Source organism: Rhizobium etli CFN 42 (genome assembly GCF_000092045.1).
Lineage (GTDB): Bacteria > Pseudomonadota > Alphaproteobacteria > Rhizobiales > Rhizobiaceae > Rhizobium > Rhizobium etli.
Map to the genome: position 1 here is coordinate 363,213 of NC_007761.1, position 15,117 is coordinate 378,329.

At 62.5% G+C, this 15,117-nt stretch carries 14 protein-coding genes; 7 read left to right on the top strand and 7 right to left on the bottom strand.

The window, feature by feature from the left end; genetic code table 11:
- Positions 1–68 precede the first annotated feature (68 nt).
- The 3 genes from RHE_RS01780 to ubiE form a co-directional block, all read right to left on the bottom strand.
- On the bottom strand, positions 69–1,646 hold the full coding sequence (locus RHE_RS01780; RefSeq protein WP_011423736.1) for an aromatic amino acid lyase: 1,578 nt from the start codon (positions 1,644–1,646) through the stop codon (positions 69–71).
- Between the two features lie 90 nt (positions 1,647–1,736).
- On the bottom strand, positions 1,737–3,311 hold the full coding sequence (ubiB, locus tag RHE_RS01785) for a 2-polyprenylphenol 6-hydroxylase (RefSeq protein WP_011423737.1): 1,575 nt from the start codon (positions 3,309–3,311) through the stop codon (positions 1,737–1,739).
- A gap of 50 nt (positions 3,312–3,361) precedes the next feature.
- A complete protein-coding gene (gene ubiE / locus RHE_RS01790; protein ID WP_011423738.1) occupies positions 3,362–4,138 on the bottom strand; it encodes a bifunctional demethylmenaquinone methyltransferase/2-methoxy-6-polyprenyl-1,4-benzoquinol methylase UbiE in 777 nt (258 codons plus the stop codon).
- Positions 4,139–4,287: 149 nt separating this feature from the next.
- Between ubiE and mutM the strand changes: the two genes are divergently transcribed.
- The 5 genes from mutM to RHE_RS01815 all read left to right on the top strand — a co-directional run bounded on the left by mutM (position 4,288) and on the right by RHE_RS01815 (position 10,076).
- Positions 4,288–5,178 carry a bifunctional DNA-formamidopyrimidine glycosylase/DNA-(apurinic or apyrimidinic site) lyase gene (gene mutM, locus RHE_RS01795; protein ID WP_011423739.1) on the top strand — a complete coding sequence of 297 codons (891 nt, stop codon included), beginning with the start codon at positions 4,288–4,290 and terminating at the stop codon, positions 5,176–5,178.
- A gap of 20 nt (positions 5,179–5,198) precedes the next feature.
- Positions 5,199–5,972, top strand: a complete 774-nt coding sequence (locus RHE_RS01800) for an enoyl-CoA hydratase (RefSeq protein ID WP_011423740.1) — start codon at positions 5,199–5,201, stop codon at positions 5,970–5,972.
- 191 nt (positions 5,973–6,163) lie between these two features.
- Positions 6,164–6,442, top strand: a complete 279-nt coding sequence (gene rpsT / locus RHE_RS01805; protein ID WP_011423741.1) for a 30S ribosomal protein S20 — start codon at positions 6,164–6,166, stop codon at positions 6,440–6,442.
- Between the two features lie 839 nt (positions 6,443–7,281).
- Positions 7,282–8,832 (top strand): chromosomal replication initiator protein DnaA, encoded by a 1,551-nt coding sequence (gene dnaA / locus RHE_RS01810; RefSeq protein ID WP_011423742.1) that lies wholly within the window; start codon positions 7,282–7,284, stop codon positions 8,830–8,832.
- A 161-nt stretch (positions 8,833–8,993) separates the two neighbouring features.
- Positions 8,994–10,076 carry a saccharopine dehydrogenase family protein gene (locus tag RHE_RS01815; RefSeq protein ID WP_011423743.1) on the top strand — a complete coding sequence of 361 codons (1,083 nt, stop codon included), beginning with the start codon at positions 8,994–8,996 and terminating at the stop codon, positions 10,074–10,076.
- 63 nt (positions 10,077–10,139) lie between these two features.
- Here the strand turns inward: RHE_RS01815 and hemW are convergent, their stop codons facing one another.
- Genes hemW through rph form a run of 4 tightly spaced genes read right to left on the bottom strand, consistent with a single transcriptional unit; the run spans position 10,140 to position 13,136 of the window.
- On the bottom strand, positions 10,140–11,342 hold the full coding sequence (gene hemW / locus RHE_RS01820; protein ID WP_011423744.1) for a radical SAM family heme chaperone HemW: 1,203 nt from the start codon (positions 11,340–11,342) through the stop codon (positions 10,140–10,142).
- Positions 11,343–11,349: 7 nt separating this feature from the next.
- On the bottom strand, positions 11,350–11,994 hold the full coding sequence (gene rdgB, locus RHE_RS01825; RefSeq protein WP_011423745.1) for an RdgB/HAM1 family non-canonical purine NTP pyrophosphatase: 645 nt from the start codon (positions 11,992–11,994) through the stop codon (positions 11,350–11,352).
- Positions 11,995–12,420, bottom strand: coding sequence for a VOC family protein (locus RHE_RS01830; protein WP_042117778.1), 426 nt, complete (start codon positions 12,418–12,420; stop codon positions 11,995–11,997).
- A complete protein-coding gene (gene rph / locus RHE_RS01835) occupies positions 12,417–13,136 on the bottom strand; it encodes a ribonuclease PH (RefSeq protein WP_011423747.1) in 720 nt (239 codons plus the stop codon). The genes RHE_RS01830 and rph overlap by 4 nt, the downstream gene beginning before the upstream one ends.
- Positions 13,137–13,263: 127 nt before the next feature.
- Here rph and hrcA point away from each other — a divergent pair, with 127 nt between their 5' ends.
- Both hrcA and grpE read left to right on the top strand, forming a co-directional pair.
- Positions 13,264–14,352 (top strand): heat-inducible transcriptional repressor HrcA, encoded by a 1,089-nt coding sequence (gene hrcA / locus RHE_RS01840; RefSeq protein WP_020920218.1) that lies wholly within the window; start codon positions 13,264–13,266, stop codon positions 14,350–14,352.
- 111 nt (positions 14,353–14,463) lie between these two features.
- Entirely contained in the window at positions 14,464–15,099 is a 636-nt protein-coding gene (grpE, locus tag RHE_RS01845; protein ID WP_011423749.1) for a nucleotide exchange factor GrpE, read from the top strand.
- The last annotated feature ends 18 nt before the right edge of the window (positions 15,100–15,117 follow it).

Here is a 15,117-nt window from a genome sequence, read left to right on the forward strand (position 1 = left end):
TTTCGGACGGCATCACGCACCGATTGGTTAATGTAGAGCAGGATTGAGATTTTGGGCCTCGCCCGCAATCACCCTGCTCGGCTGGCCAGGCGCCCTTCGCTGGGCTCCGGCGAACCGAGTGCGAAGAAATCGTCGAAGGAGGCAATCGGAACCTGCTCGGTCAGTTTCGCGAGAAAGTCGTCCGATCCGAGCTCTTCCTCGATCGCCTCCACCTCAGCCGAAAGCGGCCGGTCGACGGTATAAAAGGCCGCATGTTTGCGGACGACCTCATAGAGCATACCGGCCACGCCCTTCGGTTCATCGCCGAGAATGTCAATCGCCTGGGCAGACAAGAGCGCCTCGAGTGCCGCGAGGCGCTTCAGCGCCTGCATCTGACGCTCGAAGCGCTCGATGACCAGCGGCAGGAAGGCGGCCTCGTCCTCCAGGCCGGCCGCAACGACCAGGGACTGCGCCGAAACGGGACCCGACATCGACAGGACGCGCGAGAAGATTTCGCCGGCAAGCTTGATGATCGGCCCGAAGCCGGTGGCAATCCGTCCCGGCGGCACGAGGTTGACCGGCAGGTCGCGCCGTTGACCGTTGCCGAGAATGACGCAGCGGTTGAAGGCGTTGCGCGCCGCATGCGCCATGCAGAGTGCGGCCGATTCGAGCAGGATCGTCACATCGAGGGGAAGCGAACCGCCTGATGTCATCACCCGACCCTCGACGACGACCGGATTGTCGTCCGAGCGTCCGGTTGCGGCAAGGATCTTGTGGCCGGTCGAAAGCAGGTTTTCGATGACGGCGCCGAACACCTGGGCGATCATGCGCAGGCTGAGCGGATCCTGCACATGCGTTGCAACTGGCCAGTCCCAGTCGTCCGACGCGTTGCAGAGCCAGGCGCCGATCAGTGCCTCACGCGCCGTGCCAACATGGCGGACCGCCTTCCAGGGATCGCGGGAGGCGCCGAGCGCACCGGCCGCCATCATCCCGGTGGCGAGCAGGATGCGGATCGAGGCCGCGGCACTGCGCGTCGTTTCCGCCGCCGCGGCAAAGCTCACGGCATTGACGCTGAGCGAGGCGAGACTGTCGCGCGGCGCCATCCGCACCGGTTGCAGTCCCGCCGCCCGGAAGGCGTCGGCCGCCTGCATCCGGCTGCCGCGGTAGACCGCTTCGCCGACGCCGGTCAGCACCGCGCCGATCTGTCCCATCAGGCCGATATCGGCGCAGCCGATCGAGCCGGTTCGGCGCACGACCGGAATGAGATCGGCTTCGAGCATCGTGATATAGGCCTGGATCAGTTCCGGCGTACAGCCGACCTGGCCGGTCAGCGCCGTATTGACGCGGATCGCCATGGCGTTGCGCACGACATTGCAGGAAAAGGGTGTGCCGGTGCCGAAATGATGGGCGCGCACCAGGCCGAGATTGAAGGTGTCGAGCTCGTCGGCCGACCACTCCACATCCTTCATGGCGCCGACTCCGGTCGTCGAGCCGTAGACGGGCATGCCCGAAGCAATCGCATCCTCGACGATCTCGCGCGCTATGGCGATGCGGGCCATGCCGGTCGGCGAGGCCGAAATCTTTGCCTTGCCTGCACCGATCGCCGCCATCTCGGCAAAACCGAGGGGACGTCCGGAAAGTTCGATGCCGGGGCGTTCGTGCTGCATGTGCCGTATCTCCTAACTCGAGAGACTAAGCGAGCCCTCGGTCACATGGGATATCCTAAATGCCGAACACAGCATGTTATTGGCAGGCGGTCAGCTCAGCATCCAGGCAATATAGAGGAGCGTCAATGCGATGACCCACAACGCGATCCGGCCGGAGCGGTTATGCCGAGCTTCGGCCTTGCCGATCGCCTCCGCCGTCTCCTCGTCGAAACGCAGGCCGTGCTCGCTCATATGCAGGAGCTGGTGGTGGAATTTTTCGGTCTTCGCCGCAATTTCCGGCACGGCTTCGGCAAGCTTGACCGCCGCCTTCAGTCCGTCCTTGAGGTCGGTCGCGATCCGCTTTGGTCCGAGATTGGTGCGGATCCAATCGCCGACGACGGGCTCGGAAGCCTTCCACATATTGAAGCGCGGGTTGAGCATGCGCGACACGCCTTCGACCACGACCATGGTCTTCTGCAGCATCACCAGCTCCGGCCGTGTCGCCATGTCGAAGAGTTCGGTCACTTCGAACAGCAGCGTCAGGAGCTTGCCCATCGAGATCGTTTCGGCCGGCTGCCCATGGATCGGCTCGCCGATAGCCCGGATCGCCTGGGCAAAGCTCTCGACATTGTGGTGGCCCGGCACATATCCCGCCTCGAAATGCACCTCGGCGACGCGGATGTAATCGCGCGTGATGAAGCCGTAGAGGATTTCGGCGAGGAACCGTCGCTCCTTTTTGCCGAGCCGCCCGACAATACCCATGTCGACCGCGACGATCATGCCGCCTGCATCGACGAAAAGATTGCCCGGATGCATGTCGGCATGAAAGAAACCGTCGCGCAGCGTGTGGCGGAGAAACGACTGGATCAGCGTGTCGGCGAGCAGGTTGAGGTCGTGGCCGGCGGCGCGCAGCCCCTCGACGTCGGACATTCTCGTGCCGTCGATCCATTCCATGGTGATAACGTCGCGGCCGGTGCGCTCCCAGTCGACCTTCGGCACGCGAAAGCCGGGATCGCTGTCGGTGTTTTCGGCAATCTCCGAAAGCGCTGCCGCCTCAAGGCGAAGATCCATCTCCACCTTCGTCGTCTGTTCCAGCGTCTTCGTCACCTCGACCGGCCTGAGCCGCCGGCTGAAAGGGAGGAAACGCTCCTGCATATGGGCAACGAGGTACATCGCCTCGATGTCGTGGGCGAAACGCTGGCGCACGCCGGGCCGTACGACCTTGACGGCGACCTTCTTGCGGCCTCCGGCCGTTTCGACCTCAGCCGGATGCACCTGTGCGATCGAGGCGGCGGCGATTGGATCGCCAAAACTCGCATAAAGCTCCCCGATCGGCCGCCCGAGCGAAGCTTCGATATTGGCTTTGGCGGCGGCGGCGGGGAAGAAGGCCATCCGATCCTGCAGTTGCGACAGGTCGTTGGCGAATTCGACGCCGACCACGTCGGGCCGCGTTGCCAGAAACTGGCCGATCTTCACATAGGAGGGGCCGAGCCGCTCGACGGCCTGCGCCAATCGGTCGCTACGCGTGATCGCCATGGCGCGGCTGCGCGCAAACAGGCCGACGAAGGATTTGCCAAGGATGATCGAAGGCGGCAGGCCTTCCGAAGGCAGTGCAGAGATCACGCCTTCGCGCACGAGGATCCAGCCGACCCGGATCAGGCGGAAATAGGCTCCGAACGTGCTCATGCAGACTTGCCTGCTTTCGAAGGCGCGGTCAGTTTCTCCACCCTCATCTCTCAGAGCTTCCAGCCGGAATGGAGCGCGGCGATGCCGCCGGTATAATTGGTGTAGGTGACGCGCGAAAAGCCGGCCTGGCGGATCATCGCAGCGAAATTCTCCTGATTGGGAAATTTGCGGATCGATTCCACCAGATACTGGTAGGGTTCGGCATCGCCGGTGATCGCCTTGCCGAATTGCGGAATGGCGTTGAACGACCAGGCGTCATAGATCTTGTCGAGAAGCGGCATATCGACTTCCGAAAACTCCAGGACCAGCAGCCGTCCGCCGCGTTTCAACACGCGATAGGCCTCGGACAGCGCCTTGTCGATCCTCGGCACGTTGCGGATGCCGAAGGCGATCGTATAGGCGTCGAAGCTGGCGGCCTCGAAGGGCAGTTCCTCGGCATTCGCCTCGACGAAGGTGAGATTGCCGGAAAGCTTTTTCTTTTCCGCCCGCTCGGCGCCGACGCCGAGCATCGAGCCGTTGATGTCGAGCACGGTGGCATGCGCCTGCCGGCCCGAAGCCTCGACGATGCGGAAGGCGATGTCGCCGGTGCCGCCGGCGACGTCGAGCACCTTGTAGCCCGGCTCCTTGCGCGGATTGAGCGCGGCGATCATCGCATCCTTCCAGGCGCGGTGCATGCCCATCGACATGACGTCGTTCATGATGTCGTAGCGTTTGGCGACCTTGTGGAATACCTGGTTGACCAGACCCTGCTTCTCGCCGCCCGGCACTTCGCGAAAGCCGTAGGAGGTCTCCATGCCGCCATCGGCGGAAGTGCGGCTTTCTGACATCGGGCTGCTCCGTTCCTTGAAGATCAGCCGCGCAGGCCATAGCGAAAGACCGCGCGCGACGTTATCACTGGACCGCGCTCTCCGCGGCACACTGGCGCTATAGCGCACATCGTCCTCGGTTGAAACACGTTCGATATAGATGGGTTAAGATGCCGGAATTGCCAGAAGTCGAAACGGTCAAACGCGGGCTGGCGCCGGCGATGGAGGGGGCTCGCGTCACGAGGCTGGAGCTGCGCCGCAGGGATCTGCGCTTCCCCTTTCCCGATGCCCTGGCGGAGAGGGTTTCCGGCCGCACCATCGTCGGGCTTGGCCGCCGCGCCAAATATCTGCTGGTCGATCTCGACGACGGCAATACGCTGATTTCCCATCTCGGCATGTCCGGTTCCTTCCGCATCGAGGAGGGTGCGGCCTCGGCGATGCCGGGCGAATTCCACCATGCCCGCAGCAAGGACGAGAAGCACGATCACGTCGTCTTTCACCTCGAAGGCGGAGGCGGGCCGCGCCGCGTCGTCTATAACGATCCGCGCCGTTTCGGCTTCATGGATATCGTGGGGCGTGCCGATCTTTCCGCGCATCCCTTCTTCCGAGACCTCGGCCCGGAGCCGACGGGCAACGAGCTCGGCGCCACCTATCTCGCCGAACGGTTCCGCGATAAGGCACAGCCCTTGAAGAGCGCGCTCCTCGACCAGAAGAACATCGCCGGTCTCGGCAATATATATGTCTGCGAAGCGCTGTGGCGCTCGCACCTTTCGCCGATCCGCGCCGCCGGCACGCTGGTGACATCAGGCGGCCGGCCGAAGCAGCAGCTCGACCTGCTGGTCGCCTCGATCCGCGAGGTCATCGCCGACGCGATCGCCGCCGGTGGCTCGTCGCTGCGCGACCATATCCGGGCGGATGGATCGCTCGGCTATTTCCAGCATTCCTTCTCCGTCTATGATCGCGAAGGTCAGGCTTGCGGCACGCCCGGCTGCGGCGGTACGGTCGCCCGTATCGTACAGGCGGGTCGCTCCACCTTCTATTGCGCCGCCTGCCAGAAATAACAGAGAACCGGGAGACCAGCATGGCCTACGAGACCCTGATCGTCGAAACCCGAGGCAATGTCGGCCTCGTCACGCTGAATCGCCCGCAGGCGCTGAACGCATTGAATTCCACCGTCCTGAAGGAGTTGAAGGCGGCCTACGCCGCGTTCCACGCCGACGAGGCGATCGGCGCCATCGTCATCACCGGCTCCGAACGCGCCTTTGCCGCCGGCGCCGATATCAAGGAGATGCAGTCGCTCCAGTTCGCCGACATCTATAAGAGTGACTTCATCAGCGGCTGGGACGACATTGCCAAGGCGCGCAAGCCGGTCATCGCCGCCGTCAGCGGCTTTGCCCTCGGCGGCGGCTGCGAGCTCGCCATGATGTGCGATTTCATCATCGCCTCGGAGACGGCGAAGTTCGGCCAGCCGGAAATCACCCTCGGCGTCATCCCCGGCATGGGCGGCTCGCAGCGGCTGACGCGCGCCGTCGGCAAGGCGAAGGCGATGGATCTTGTCCTGACCGGCCGGATGATGGATGCGGCTGAAGCCGAACGATCGGGACTCGTTTCGCGTGTGGTGGCGCCCGAGCGTCTTCTCGACGAGGCGCTTGCCGCGGCCGAAAAGATCGCCTCGCTTTCGCAGCCCTCCGTCATGATGGCCAAGGAGGCGGTCAACCGCGCCTTCGAGACGACGCTGGAGGAAGGGTTACGGTTCGAACGCCGCCTGTTTCATAGTCTCTTTGCCACGGACGATCAGAAAGAAGGCATGGCGGCCTTCGTCGAGAAGCGCAAACCTGCCTTTAAGCACCGTTGAATGCTTTTCGGCGCTTGCCGCCGGAAAGCTTGAAAATCCGCGTTGACGTGGGCCGGCTTTAAGGTTATATGCCCGCCCACGGTTCGGAAAGCCGCTCTGGTTTTCCGCGATTGCTCCCGCATTGCTGGATTTGGTGGCCGCAGGGCCCGCGGTAATGGCGGAGTTTGTTCGAATTCTTGAGAGAGGCATCCATGGCCAATACAACTTCGGCGAAAAAAGCGACCCGCAAGATCGCCCGCCGTACCGACGTCAATAAGGCTCGTCGCTCGCGCGTTCGTACTTTCGTTCGCCAGGTCGAAGAGGCCATCGCATCCGGTGACGCCGACAAGGCGAAGGCGGCTTTCCTGGCCGCTCAGCCGGAACTCGCCCGCGCCGCCAGCAAGGGCGTGCTGCACTCCAACACGGCATCGCGCAAGGTCTCTCGCCTAGCCGCTCGTGTGAAGGCTCTTTCGGTCTCGCCGACCGCGTAATACTCCATTAACGACCTCCTCGTTATGATTAGCCCGGTAATTTTGCCGGGCTTTTTCGATTCCGCTGAGGAGCGTCCTTCATGGTTAATGGCACGACTGTTTCGTGTCAGAGCCATGACAGGAAAAAGCATTAAAAAACAATGGCTTGCGCAAGGATGCTTTCCCATTCCGCGACTCTGGCCAAACCTTTGGGGATCACGTCCGAGTCAAGAAGATTTTTATTTTTTTTCTTTCTTTGCGTGTCAAAATAGCCCGAACGGGGAATCTCTTTGATTCAACTGCGATTCTTTTTTGACGCTGGTGTGACGCCCGAAAAGGGCGGGCCGAGTCAATGGCCGCATCTTAATTTTGCGTAAAATTCATCGTTGATCTTGCCATTTGATCCTGCCTAAATGGCGTCCAACAGAGGGCGCGGACATCACCTGCAGAGTTCGGTCTTAACTGCCACGTCGGCAGGGCGATACGTTTGTGCCATCTGTTACGGAGCCTTGCGCTTCCGTTTTTTCAAGCACTTGACGGATTTGGGCCGTAACGTGGCTGTTACGGGGCAGGGATGTTTTGTGCCTATGGCAACCACACGTTTAACGTGAGGATGCTGGATAGGGATAGTAATATTGCGTTCGGGCTGGTCGGCCGAAAACGAGGATTGACCGACAAGCCTGGCACCGAAAGCCGATGAAGGCGCCGCATGAATGCGGTACCTGCAACGAGCTTCCGTGCCGTGTTTGAGTGAACCGGCAGGCGAGTGGCTTCATGAGGATGCCGCCAGCCCGTCAAAGCGGGGAATGATCGGGCGGCTGTTTAGCGGAGGCCGCCCGGTGGAATTGAAAGGCGGCATTATGCAGATGAATACGATGATGGCGGGCGGGCTCGACAATGGGGATGCGGCACCGCAGGCGTTCGGCTCCATTCGCCAGGAAGTGGGGGAAGCAAAGGCGGAAATGAAGCAGAGCATTTTGTTTGAGCGCGTCAGCGCGCGCTTGAAGGCCCAGGTCGGTCCTGACGTCTATGCCAGCTGGTTTGCCAGGTTGAAGCTGCATTCGGTATCGAAGAGCGTTGTTCGCCTGTCAGTTCCCACGACCTTCCTGAAGTCGTGGATCAACAATCGTTATCTCGACCTTATCACCGGTCTGTTCCAGGCCGAAGATCCGGAAATCATGAAGATCGAAATCCTCGTGCGCACGGCAACGCGCAGCGGCATGAAGGCCGCCGACGAGGTGGTCCAGCCTGAGCCCGCTGCTCCCGCGCAGATGCGCCGTCCGCCGAGCGCCCAGCCGGCTGGCCAGGCCGTCCAGCAGGCGGTTTCGGCCGTTGCCGCCGCAAGGCCCGCAAGCCTCGGCACGCCGCTCTTCGGCTCGCCGCTCGACAGCCGCTTCACCTTTGATACCTTCGTGGAAGGCAGCTCGAACCGCGTCGCGCTTGCGGCTGCCAAGACAATCGCGGAAGTCGGCTCCGGCGCCGTGCGCTTCAATCCGCTCTTCGTCCATTCGACGGTGGGCCTCGGCAAGACCCATCTTCTGCAGGCGATCGCCAATGCGGCGGTGCAGAACCCGCGGGCTCTGCGCGTCGTCTATCTGACGGCGGAATATTTCATGTGGCGCTTCGCCACGGCGATCCGCGACAACGACGCGCTGACGCTGAAGGATTCATTGCGCAACATCGATCTCTTAATCATCGACGACATGCAGTTCCTGCAGGGCAAGATGATCCAGCACGAATTCTGCCATCTCCTGAATATGCTGCTCGACAGCGCCAAGCAGGTCGTCGTCGCCGCCGACCGGGCGCCATGGGAGCTGGAGTCGCTCGATCCCCGCGTCCGCTCGCGCCTGCAGGGCGGTGTGGCGATCGAACTCGACGCGCCGGATTACGAAATGCGCCTCGAAATCCTCAAGCGGCGCCTGGCCGCGGCCCGGCTTGAGGATCCGTCCCTCGAAATTCCGGCCGATCTGCTTCAGCACGTCGCCCGCAACATCACGGCCAGCGGCCGCGAACTCGAAGGCGCCTTCAACCAGCTGATCTTCCGCCGCTCCTTCGAGCCGAACCTGTCGATCGAGCGCGTCGACGAATTGCTCGCCCATCTTGTTGGTTCGGGCGAACCGCGCCGTGTACGCATCGAGGATATCCAGCGCATCGTCGCCCGGCATTACAACGTCTCGCGCCAGGAACTGGTCTCCAATCGCCGCACCCGCGTCATCGTCAAGCCGCGCCAGATCGCCATGTATCTGTCGAAGACGCTGACGCCGCGCTCCTTCCCCGAGATCGGCCGCCGTTTCGGCGGGCGTGATCACACGACCGTGCTGCACGCCGTGCGCAAGATCGAGGAGCTGATATCGGGAGACACCAAGCTTTCGCACGAAATCGAGCTGCTGAAGCGGCTGATCAACGAATAAGTGGTGGATTTTCGACGAATTCGTCGGCCGGAAACAATTCCGGCCGTTTTTCTTTATAAGCTTTTTACTCTATACCTCCGCCCATTCCTTGCACGTCCGATCTGAAGCGGCGCGCATCGAACAAAATGAAAGCGCCGAAGCGGGCGCGTGGGAGGATTTGCATGAGTTTCAAAAGGATCGCCGTTCTCGGCCTGGGCAAGGTCGGACGGCTGGCGGCGACGCTGTTGCATGAAGGCGGCTTCGAGGTCATCGGCGTCGATGCGCAATTGCCGCTGGGCGACTTGCCCTTCAAGTGCCGCGCCGGCGATATTTCCGACGCCGAGGTGATCGGCGAGCTGCTCTCCACCGTCGAGGCGGTGCTCTCCTGCCTACCCTATCACCTCAACATCGAACTGGCCCGCGCCGCCCATCTTGCCGGCATCCATTATTTCGATCTGACTGAAGACGTCCCCACCACCAATTTCATCATCGAACTGTCGAAGACGGCCCGCGGGCTAATGGCGCCGCAATGCGGCCTGGCGCCGGGTTTCGTCGGCATCGTCGGCGCAAGCCTTGCCGACGGCTTCGAGCGCTGCCGCTCGATCCGCATGCGCGTCGGCGCCCTGCCGCAGCATCCGACCGGCCTTCTCGGCTATGCCTTCAACTGGTCGCCGGAGGGCGTCGTCAACGAATATCTGAACGATTGCGAGGTCATCGAGGGCGGTGTGCGCAAGCTGGTCTCGCCGATGGAATGGCACGAGACGGTCTATGTCGGCGGCGTCAAACTCGAAGCCTTCACCACCTCGGGCGGCCTCGGCACCATGTGCGACACCATGCTCGGCAAGATCGACAATCTCGACTACAAGACCATGCGTTACCCCGGGCATATGGAGCTGATGAACTTCTTCTTCCATGAGCTCCTGATGCGCGACAAGCGTATGCTCGCCGGCGAGATTCTGACCAATGCCAAGCCACCCGTCGAAGACGACGTCGTATATGTCCATGTCGCCGCGGAAGGGACGGAGAACGGCAGCCTGCGCCGCAAGGAATTCGTGCGCGCCTATTACCCGATCGAAATCGCCGGCGCCCGCCGCACGGCAATTGCCTGGACGACCTCGGCATCCGTCGTCGCAGTCATCGAGATGGTCCGCGACGGCTTGCTGCCGGCGACCGGCTTCCTGCACCAGGAGCATATTCCGCTGGAGATGTTCCTGAAGACGCCGACCGGCAGCCTGTTCAAGGCGGGCGCCACCAGCCACAGGTGAGAATGGGTTTCGGGCGCGGCGGTAAGGTCATCGCCGCGCTGGAAATAGTCCGTTGTCTTGATGTCAGCAGGCGAGATCGGCGACGACGGAATCGAGGATCAGCATGCCGGCCGATGTGCAGCGCAGCCGTGAATTGCCGATCCGTTCGATGAATTTGTGTTCGAGCAGGAATTCCTCGCGCTTCGGGTCGAGTTCGCGCCCGGAAAGCTGCTGCCAGCGGGCGAGATCGACGCCTTCCCTCAGCCGCAGTCCCATCAGCAGCAACTCGTCCGACTGTTCCTCGAAGCCGAGCCGCTCCTCATCGAGAATGCCGTGGCCGTCGCGCTCGACCATCTCGAGCCAAGCTTCCGGCTTGCGCTCAGTCGCCGTCGCGAGCTTCTCATGCCCGCGCGTCAGCCTGCCGTGTGCGCCCGGGCCGATGCCGGCATAATCGCCGTAACGCCAGTAGGTCAGGTTATGGCGGCTTTCGGCACCAGGCCGGGCATGGTTGGAGACCTCATAGGCGGGCATGCCCTCACGCGCCGTGATCTCCTGCGTTGCCTCGTAGAGCAGGGCCGATTGTTCGCCGTCCGGCACGATCAGCTTGCCTGATTTGTGCAGACCGAAGAAGGGTGTGCCTTCCTCGATGGTCAGCTGATAGAGCGACAGATGGTCGACCGCATAGGAGATCGCTTCCTTCAGTTCCTTTTCCCATTCGTCGACCGTCTGGTCCGGCCGGGCATAGATGAGGTCGAAGGACATGCGCGGGAAGATCTCGCGCGCCAGCCGGATCGCCTTCAGCGCGTCGGCGACGTCATGCAGCCGGCCGAGGAATTTCAAATCGCGATCGTTCAGCGCCTGCACGCCGAGCGAGACCCGGTTGACGCCGGCCGCCCGGTAGCCGCGAAACCGTTCGGCCTCGACGCTCGAAGGGTTGGCCTCCATGGTGATTTCGATGCCGGCGGGCACATGCCAATGCCGTGCGATGCCATCGAGAATGGCAGAAACCGTTTCCGGCTTCATCAGCGACGGCGTGCCGCCGCCGAGGAAGATGCTCGTCACCGTCTTCGGTCCGCTCATCGCCCGGACCGCCGCCATCTCCTTCAGAAAAGCGGCGGCAAAGCGCTCCTGATCCACCGGTTGATGGCGCACATGACTGTTGAAGTCGCAGTAGGGACACTTCGCCGCGCAGAAGGGCCAATGCACATAGACGCCGAAGCCGGGCTCGCCGGTATCGGGCAGGAGCGCCGCATCGCGCGAAAGGCTTGGCGTGTCGAAATGGCCCACGTCCGACTTATGCCTCCAGGCAGGTTTCGACGAAAAGTTTGAAGGCACGGGCCCGGTGCGACAGCGCCTGCGGCTTGCCGACATTCCAGCCGTGTTTCTCCTCGCCGCTCATTTCTCCGAAGGTGACGGCATAACCCTCGGGCTGGAAAACCGGATCATAGCCGAAGCCCTGGGTGCCGCGCGGCGGCCAGACGACATGGCCTTCCACCTCGCCGCGGAAAAGCTCGGTATGCCCGTCCGGCCAGGCAAGGCAGAGCACGCTGACGAAACGCGCCCCGCGCTGTTCCGGCGTCGTGGCGCCGGCTTCCTGCAGCGCCTTTTCCACCTTGGCCATCGCCATGTCGAAATCGCGCGTGCCGTCCGCCTTCTCCGCCCAGTTGGCGGTGTAGACGCCGGGATCGCCGCCGAGCGCGTCGACCACCAGGCCGGAATCATCCGAAAGCGCCGGCATGCCGGCGGCATTGGCCGAGGCGACCGCCTTGATCGTCGCATTCTCCTCGAAGCTCGTGCCGGTTTCGTCAGGTTCCACGAAATTCAGTTCGGCCGCGGATTTGGCGGTGAAGCCGAGCGGCCCGATCAATTCCTGTATCTCGCGGATCTTGCCGGCATTGTGGCTGGCGACGACGATGGTTTTGGTTTCGAGCTTGCGCATTCAGATATCCTGTTCGATGCCCCAGATTTTTGCCTCCGCGCATTCCAGACTGTTGCCGGCAGGGTCGCGGAAATAGATTGAGCGGCCGCCGTTTGGCCAGTGCACCTCGGATTCGATCGCGACACCCGCCGCCTTCAACTGTTCGGCCATCGCATCGATATTGCGACCGGACACCTGGAAACAGGCATGGCCTTGCCCGGTCGTGCCGTGTGGCGGCACCTGCAGTGCGTCGGGTGGCGGCGGCTTTATCGTTTCCTCTGGGTTGAAGATGAGGAGAACGCCGGGGCCACAGCGGAAGAAGACATGCCGGTTGCCGGCGCGGGTGATCTTTTCAAGCCCGAGAACGCCCTCGTAGAACGTCTCGGCCTGATCGAGATCGCGCGCATAGAGCGCCGTTTCCAGCATGCCTTCCAGCATGGCGTTCATCCCGCGATGGCCTGTTTCTGCAGGGCGACGAGTTCGCCGATGCCGTTCTTGGCAAGTCGCATCAGCGAGCTGAATTCCTCTTCGCTGAACGGCGTGCCTTCGGCCGTGCCCTGGATTTCGACGATGCCGCCGGCGCCGGTCATGACGAAGTTCGCATCGGTCTCGGCTGAGGAATCCTCGAGGTAGTCGAGATCGATCACCGCCTGGTTGGCGAAGACGCCGCAGGAGATAGCGGCGACGTGATCCTTGAGCACCCGGTCGACCTTGATCATGTTGCGGCTTTCCATCCATTTCAGACAGTCGTAAAGCGCGATCCAGCCGCCGGTGATCGAGGCCGTCCGTGTGCCGCCATCGGCCTGGATGACGTCGCAATCGAGCGTGATCTGCTTTTCGCCGAGCGCCTGCAGGTCGACGACGGCGCGCAGCGACCGGCCGATCAGCCGTTGGATTTCCTGCGTGCGGCCACCCTGCTTGCCGGCGGCGGCCTCGCGCTTCATGCGCTCGCCGGTCGCCCGCGGCAGCATGCCGTATTCGGCCGTCACCCAGCCCTTGCCGGTATTGCGCAGCCACGGCGGCGTCTTTTCCTCGAGGCTTGCGGTGCAAAGCACGTGCGTATCGCCGAATTTCACCAGGCAGGAGCCTTCCGCATGCTTGGAAAAATTGCGCTCGAACGAGACCTTGCGCATCTGGTCGGTTTTTCTGCCTGAAGGCCGCATTCTTATTCTCCTGGAGTTGTTGACCGCTTCTACGATTGGCGGCGCCTATTTGCAAATTCCCTTTTGCCACGGGTGCGAGTTTGACTATATTTTCGAAAGCATCATCAGCGTGGGTTCGAAAAGGTTCATGGGCATCAGGTCGACGTCGGTTTCGGATGCCGTTGCTGCACTGGACGAGCGCTCCAGGGAAATTTTCCGCCGCATCGTCGAAGGTTATCTCGAAAGCGGCGAGCCGCTCGGCTCGCGCAATCTGTCGCGCCTTTTGCCGATGTCGCTCTCGCCGGCCTCGGTGCGCAACGTCATGAGCGATCTCGAAGAACTCGGCCTCATTTACTCCCCGCATGTCAGCGCCGGCCGGCTGCCGACCCAGATCGGCCTGCGCTTCTTCGTCGATGCCTTCATGCAGATCGGCGATCTCTCCGCCGAGGACCGCGCCAATATCGACCGCCAGGTGCGGGCCGAAAGCGGCGGCAACCCGGTGGAATCGATGATGAACGAGGCCAGCCGCATGCTGTCGGGCATTTCGCGCGGCGCCGGCCTCGTCATCACCTCGAAAAGCGATCCGGTGCTGAAGCATGTCGAGTTCATCCGGCTGGAGCCGACAAAGGCGCTCGCCGTGCTCGTCGGCGATCACGACCAGGTGGAAAACCGTATCATCGAACTGCCGGCCGGCGTCACCTCCTCACAGCTGACGGAGGCGGCGAATTTCCTCAACGCGCACATGTCCGGCCAGACCCTGCCGGAACTGCGCAAACAATTGAGCCGTCTAAAGGATGATGTCCGCCACGAGCTCGATGCGCTGTCGCGCGATCTCGTCGAGCGCGGCATCGCCGTCTGGGCCGGCAGCCCGGACGAGGGGAAGCCCGCCCAGCTGATCATTCGCGGCCGCGCCAACCTGCTCGAAGGCCTCGCCGGCGCCGAGGATCTCGACCGGTTGCGCATGCTGTTTGACGATCTCGAAAAGAAGGACAGCCTGATCGAGATCCTCAATCTGGCTGAAACCGGTTCGGGCGTGCGCATCTTCATCGGTTCGGAAAACAAGCTCTTCTCGCTCTCCGGCTCATCGCTCATCGTCGCGCCCTATCGCGACGATGATGACCGGATCGTCGGCGCCGTCGGCGTCATCGGTCCGACGCGGCTCAATTATTCCCGCATCGTGCCGATGGTGGATTACACTGCGCAGCTCGTCTCCCGCCTCTCGCGCAATCCGCTTTGAGGTTGTCGCCGTCGATAATGCGGAATCTTCTCTTCTTCGTCACGCAGACTTGATTTTTTTCGGTCAAACCTCGATATCGGGCGCATCTGAAGACACCAACCGGAGACCGTCATGACCGATGAAACGACGAAAAACGGACCTGACGCAACTGCGGCCGATGCCGCAGCAGACGCCGCCGCCAACGTCGAGATTGATAATTCCGTGCAGGAGGAGGCAAAGCAGCCGGATCCGCTCGAGCTTCTGAAGGCCGAGAATGCCGAGCTGCGCGACCGCTATCTGCGCCTTGCCGCCGAGATGGATAATCTGCGCCGTCGCACCGAGCGCGAGGTGAAGGATGCAAAATCCTATTCCGTCGCCGGTTTCGCCCGCGACATGCTCGCCGTCTCGGACAATCTGCGCCGGGCGCTGGACGCCATCTCTCCGGAGGCCAAGGCCACGGCCGATGCCGGCCTCACCACGCTGATCGAGGGTGTGGAGATGACCGAGCGCTCGATGCTGTCGGCGCTGGAGCGACACGGCGTTCGCAAACTCGAGCCGGTCGGCCAGAAATTCGATCCGAATTTCCATCAGGCGATGTTCGAGGTGCCGAACTCCGAAGTGCCGAACAACACGGTCGTCCAGGTCGTGCAGGCAGGCTTCACCATCGGCGAGCGCGTGCTGCGCCCGGCCATGGTCGGTGTCGCCAAGGGCGGCCCGAAGCCGGTCGAGGCCGAAATCAATTCCGTCTTCGACGAGAAGGACGCCTGACGTCGTTTTCCCTCTCCG

What these genes read in the sequence shown, in the direction of transcription:
- mutM (WP_011423739.1), top strand. Translation starts at nt 4,288, where the DNA reads ATGCCGGAATTGCCAGAAGTCGAAACGGTCAAACGCGGGCTGGCGCCG.
- ubiE (WP_011423738.1), bottom strand. Translation starts at nt 4,138, where the DNA reads ATGTCAGAAAGCCGCACTTCCGCCGATGGCGGCATGGAGACCTCCTAC.
- ubiB (WP_011423737.1), bottom strand. Translation starts at nt 3,311, where the DNA reads ATGAGCACGTTCGGAGCCTATTTCCGCCTGATCCGGGTCGGCTGGATC.
- rdgB (WP_011423745.1), bottom strand. Translation starts at nt 11,994, where the DNA reads ATGCGCAAGCTCGAAACCAAAACCATCGTCGTCGCCAGCCACAATGCC.
- hrcA (WP_020920218.1), top strand. Translation starts at nt 13,264, where the DNA reads ATGGGCATCAGGTCGACGTCGGTTTCGGATGCCGTTGCTGCACTGGAC.
- RHE_RS01800 (WP_011423740.1), top strand. Translation starts at nt 5,199, where the DNA reads ATGGCCTACGAGACCCTGATCGTCGAAACCCGAGGCAATGTCGGCCTC.
- grpE (WP_011423749.1), top strand. Translation starts at nt 14,464, where the DNA reads ATGACCGATGAAACGACGAAAAACGGACCTGACGCAACTGCGGCCGAT.
- dnaA (WP_011423742.1), top strand. Translation starts at nt 7,282, where the DNA reads ATGCAGATGAATACGATGATGGCGGGCGGGCTCGACAATGGGGATGCG.
- RHE_RS01815 (WP_011423743.1), top strand. Translation starts at nt 8,994, where the DNA reads ATGAGTTTCAAAAGGATCGCCGTTCTCGGCCTGGGCAAGGTCGGACGG.
- RHE_RS01830 (WP_042117778.1), bottom strand. Translation starts at nt 12,420, where the DNA reads ATGAACGCCATGCTGGAAGGCATGCTGGAAACGGCGCTCTATGCGCGC.
- RHE_RS01780 (WP_011423736.1), bottom strand. Translation starts at nt 1,646, where the DNA reads ATGCAGCACGAACGCCCCGGCATCGAACTTTCCGGACGTCCCCTCGGT.
- rph (WP_011423747.1), bottom strand. Translation starts at nt 13,136, where the DNA reads ATGCGGCCTTCAGGCAGAAAAACCGACCAGATGCGCAAGGTCTCGTTC.
- rpsT (WP_011423741.1), top strand. Translation starts at nt 6,164, where the DNA reads ATGGCCAATACAACTTCGGCGAAAAAAGCGACCCGCAAGATCGCCCGC.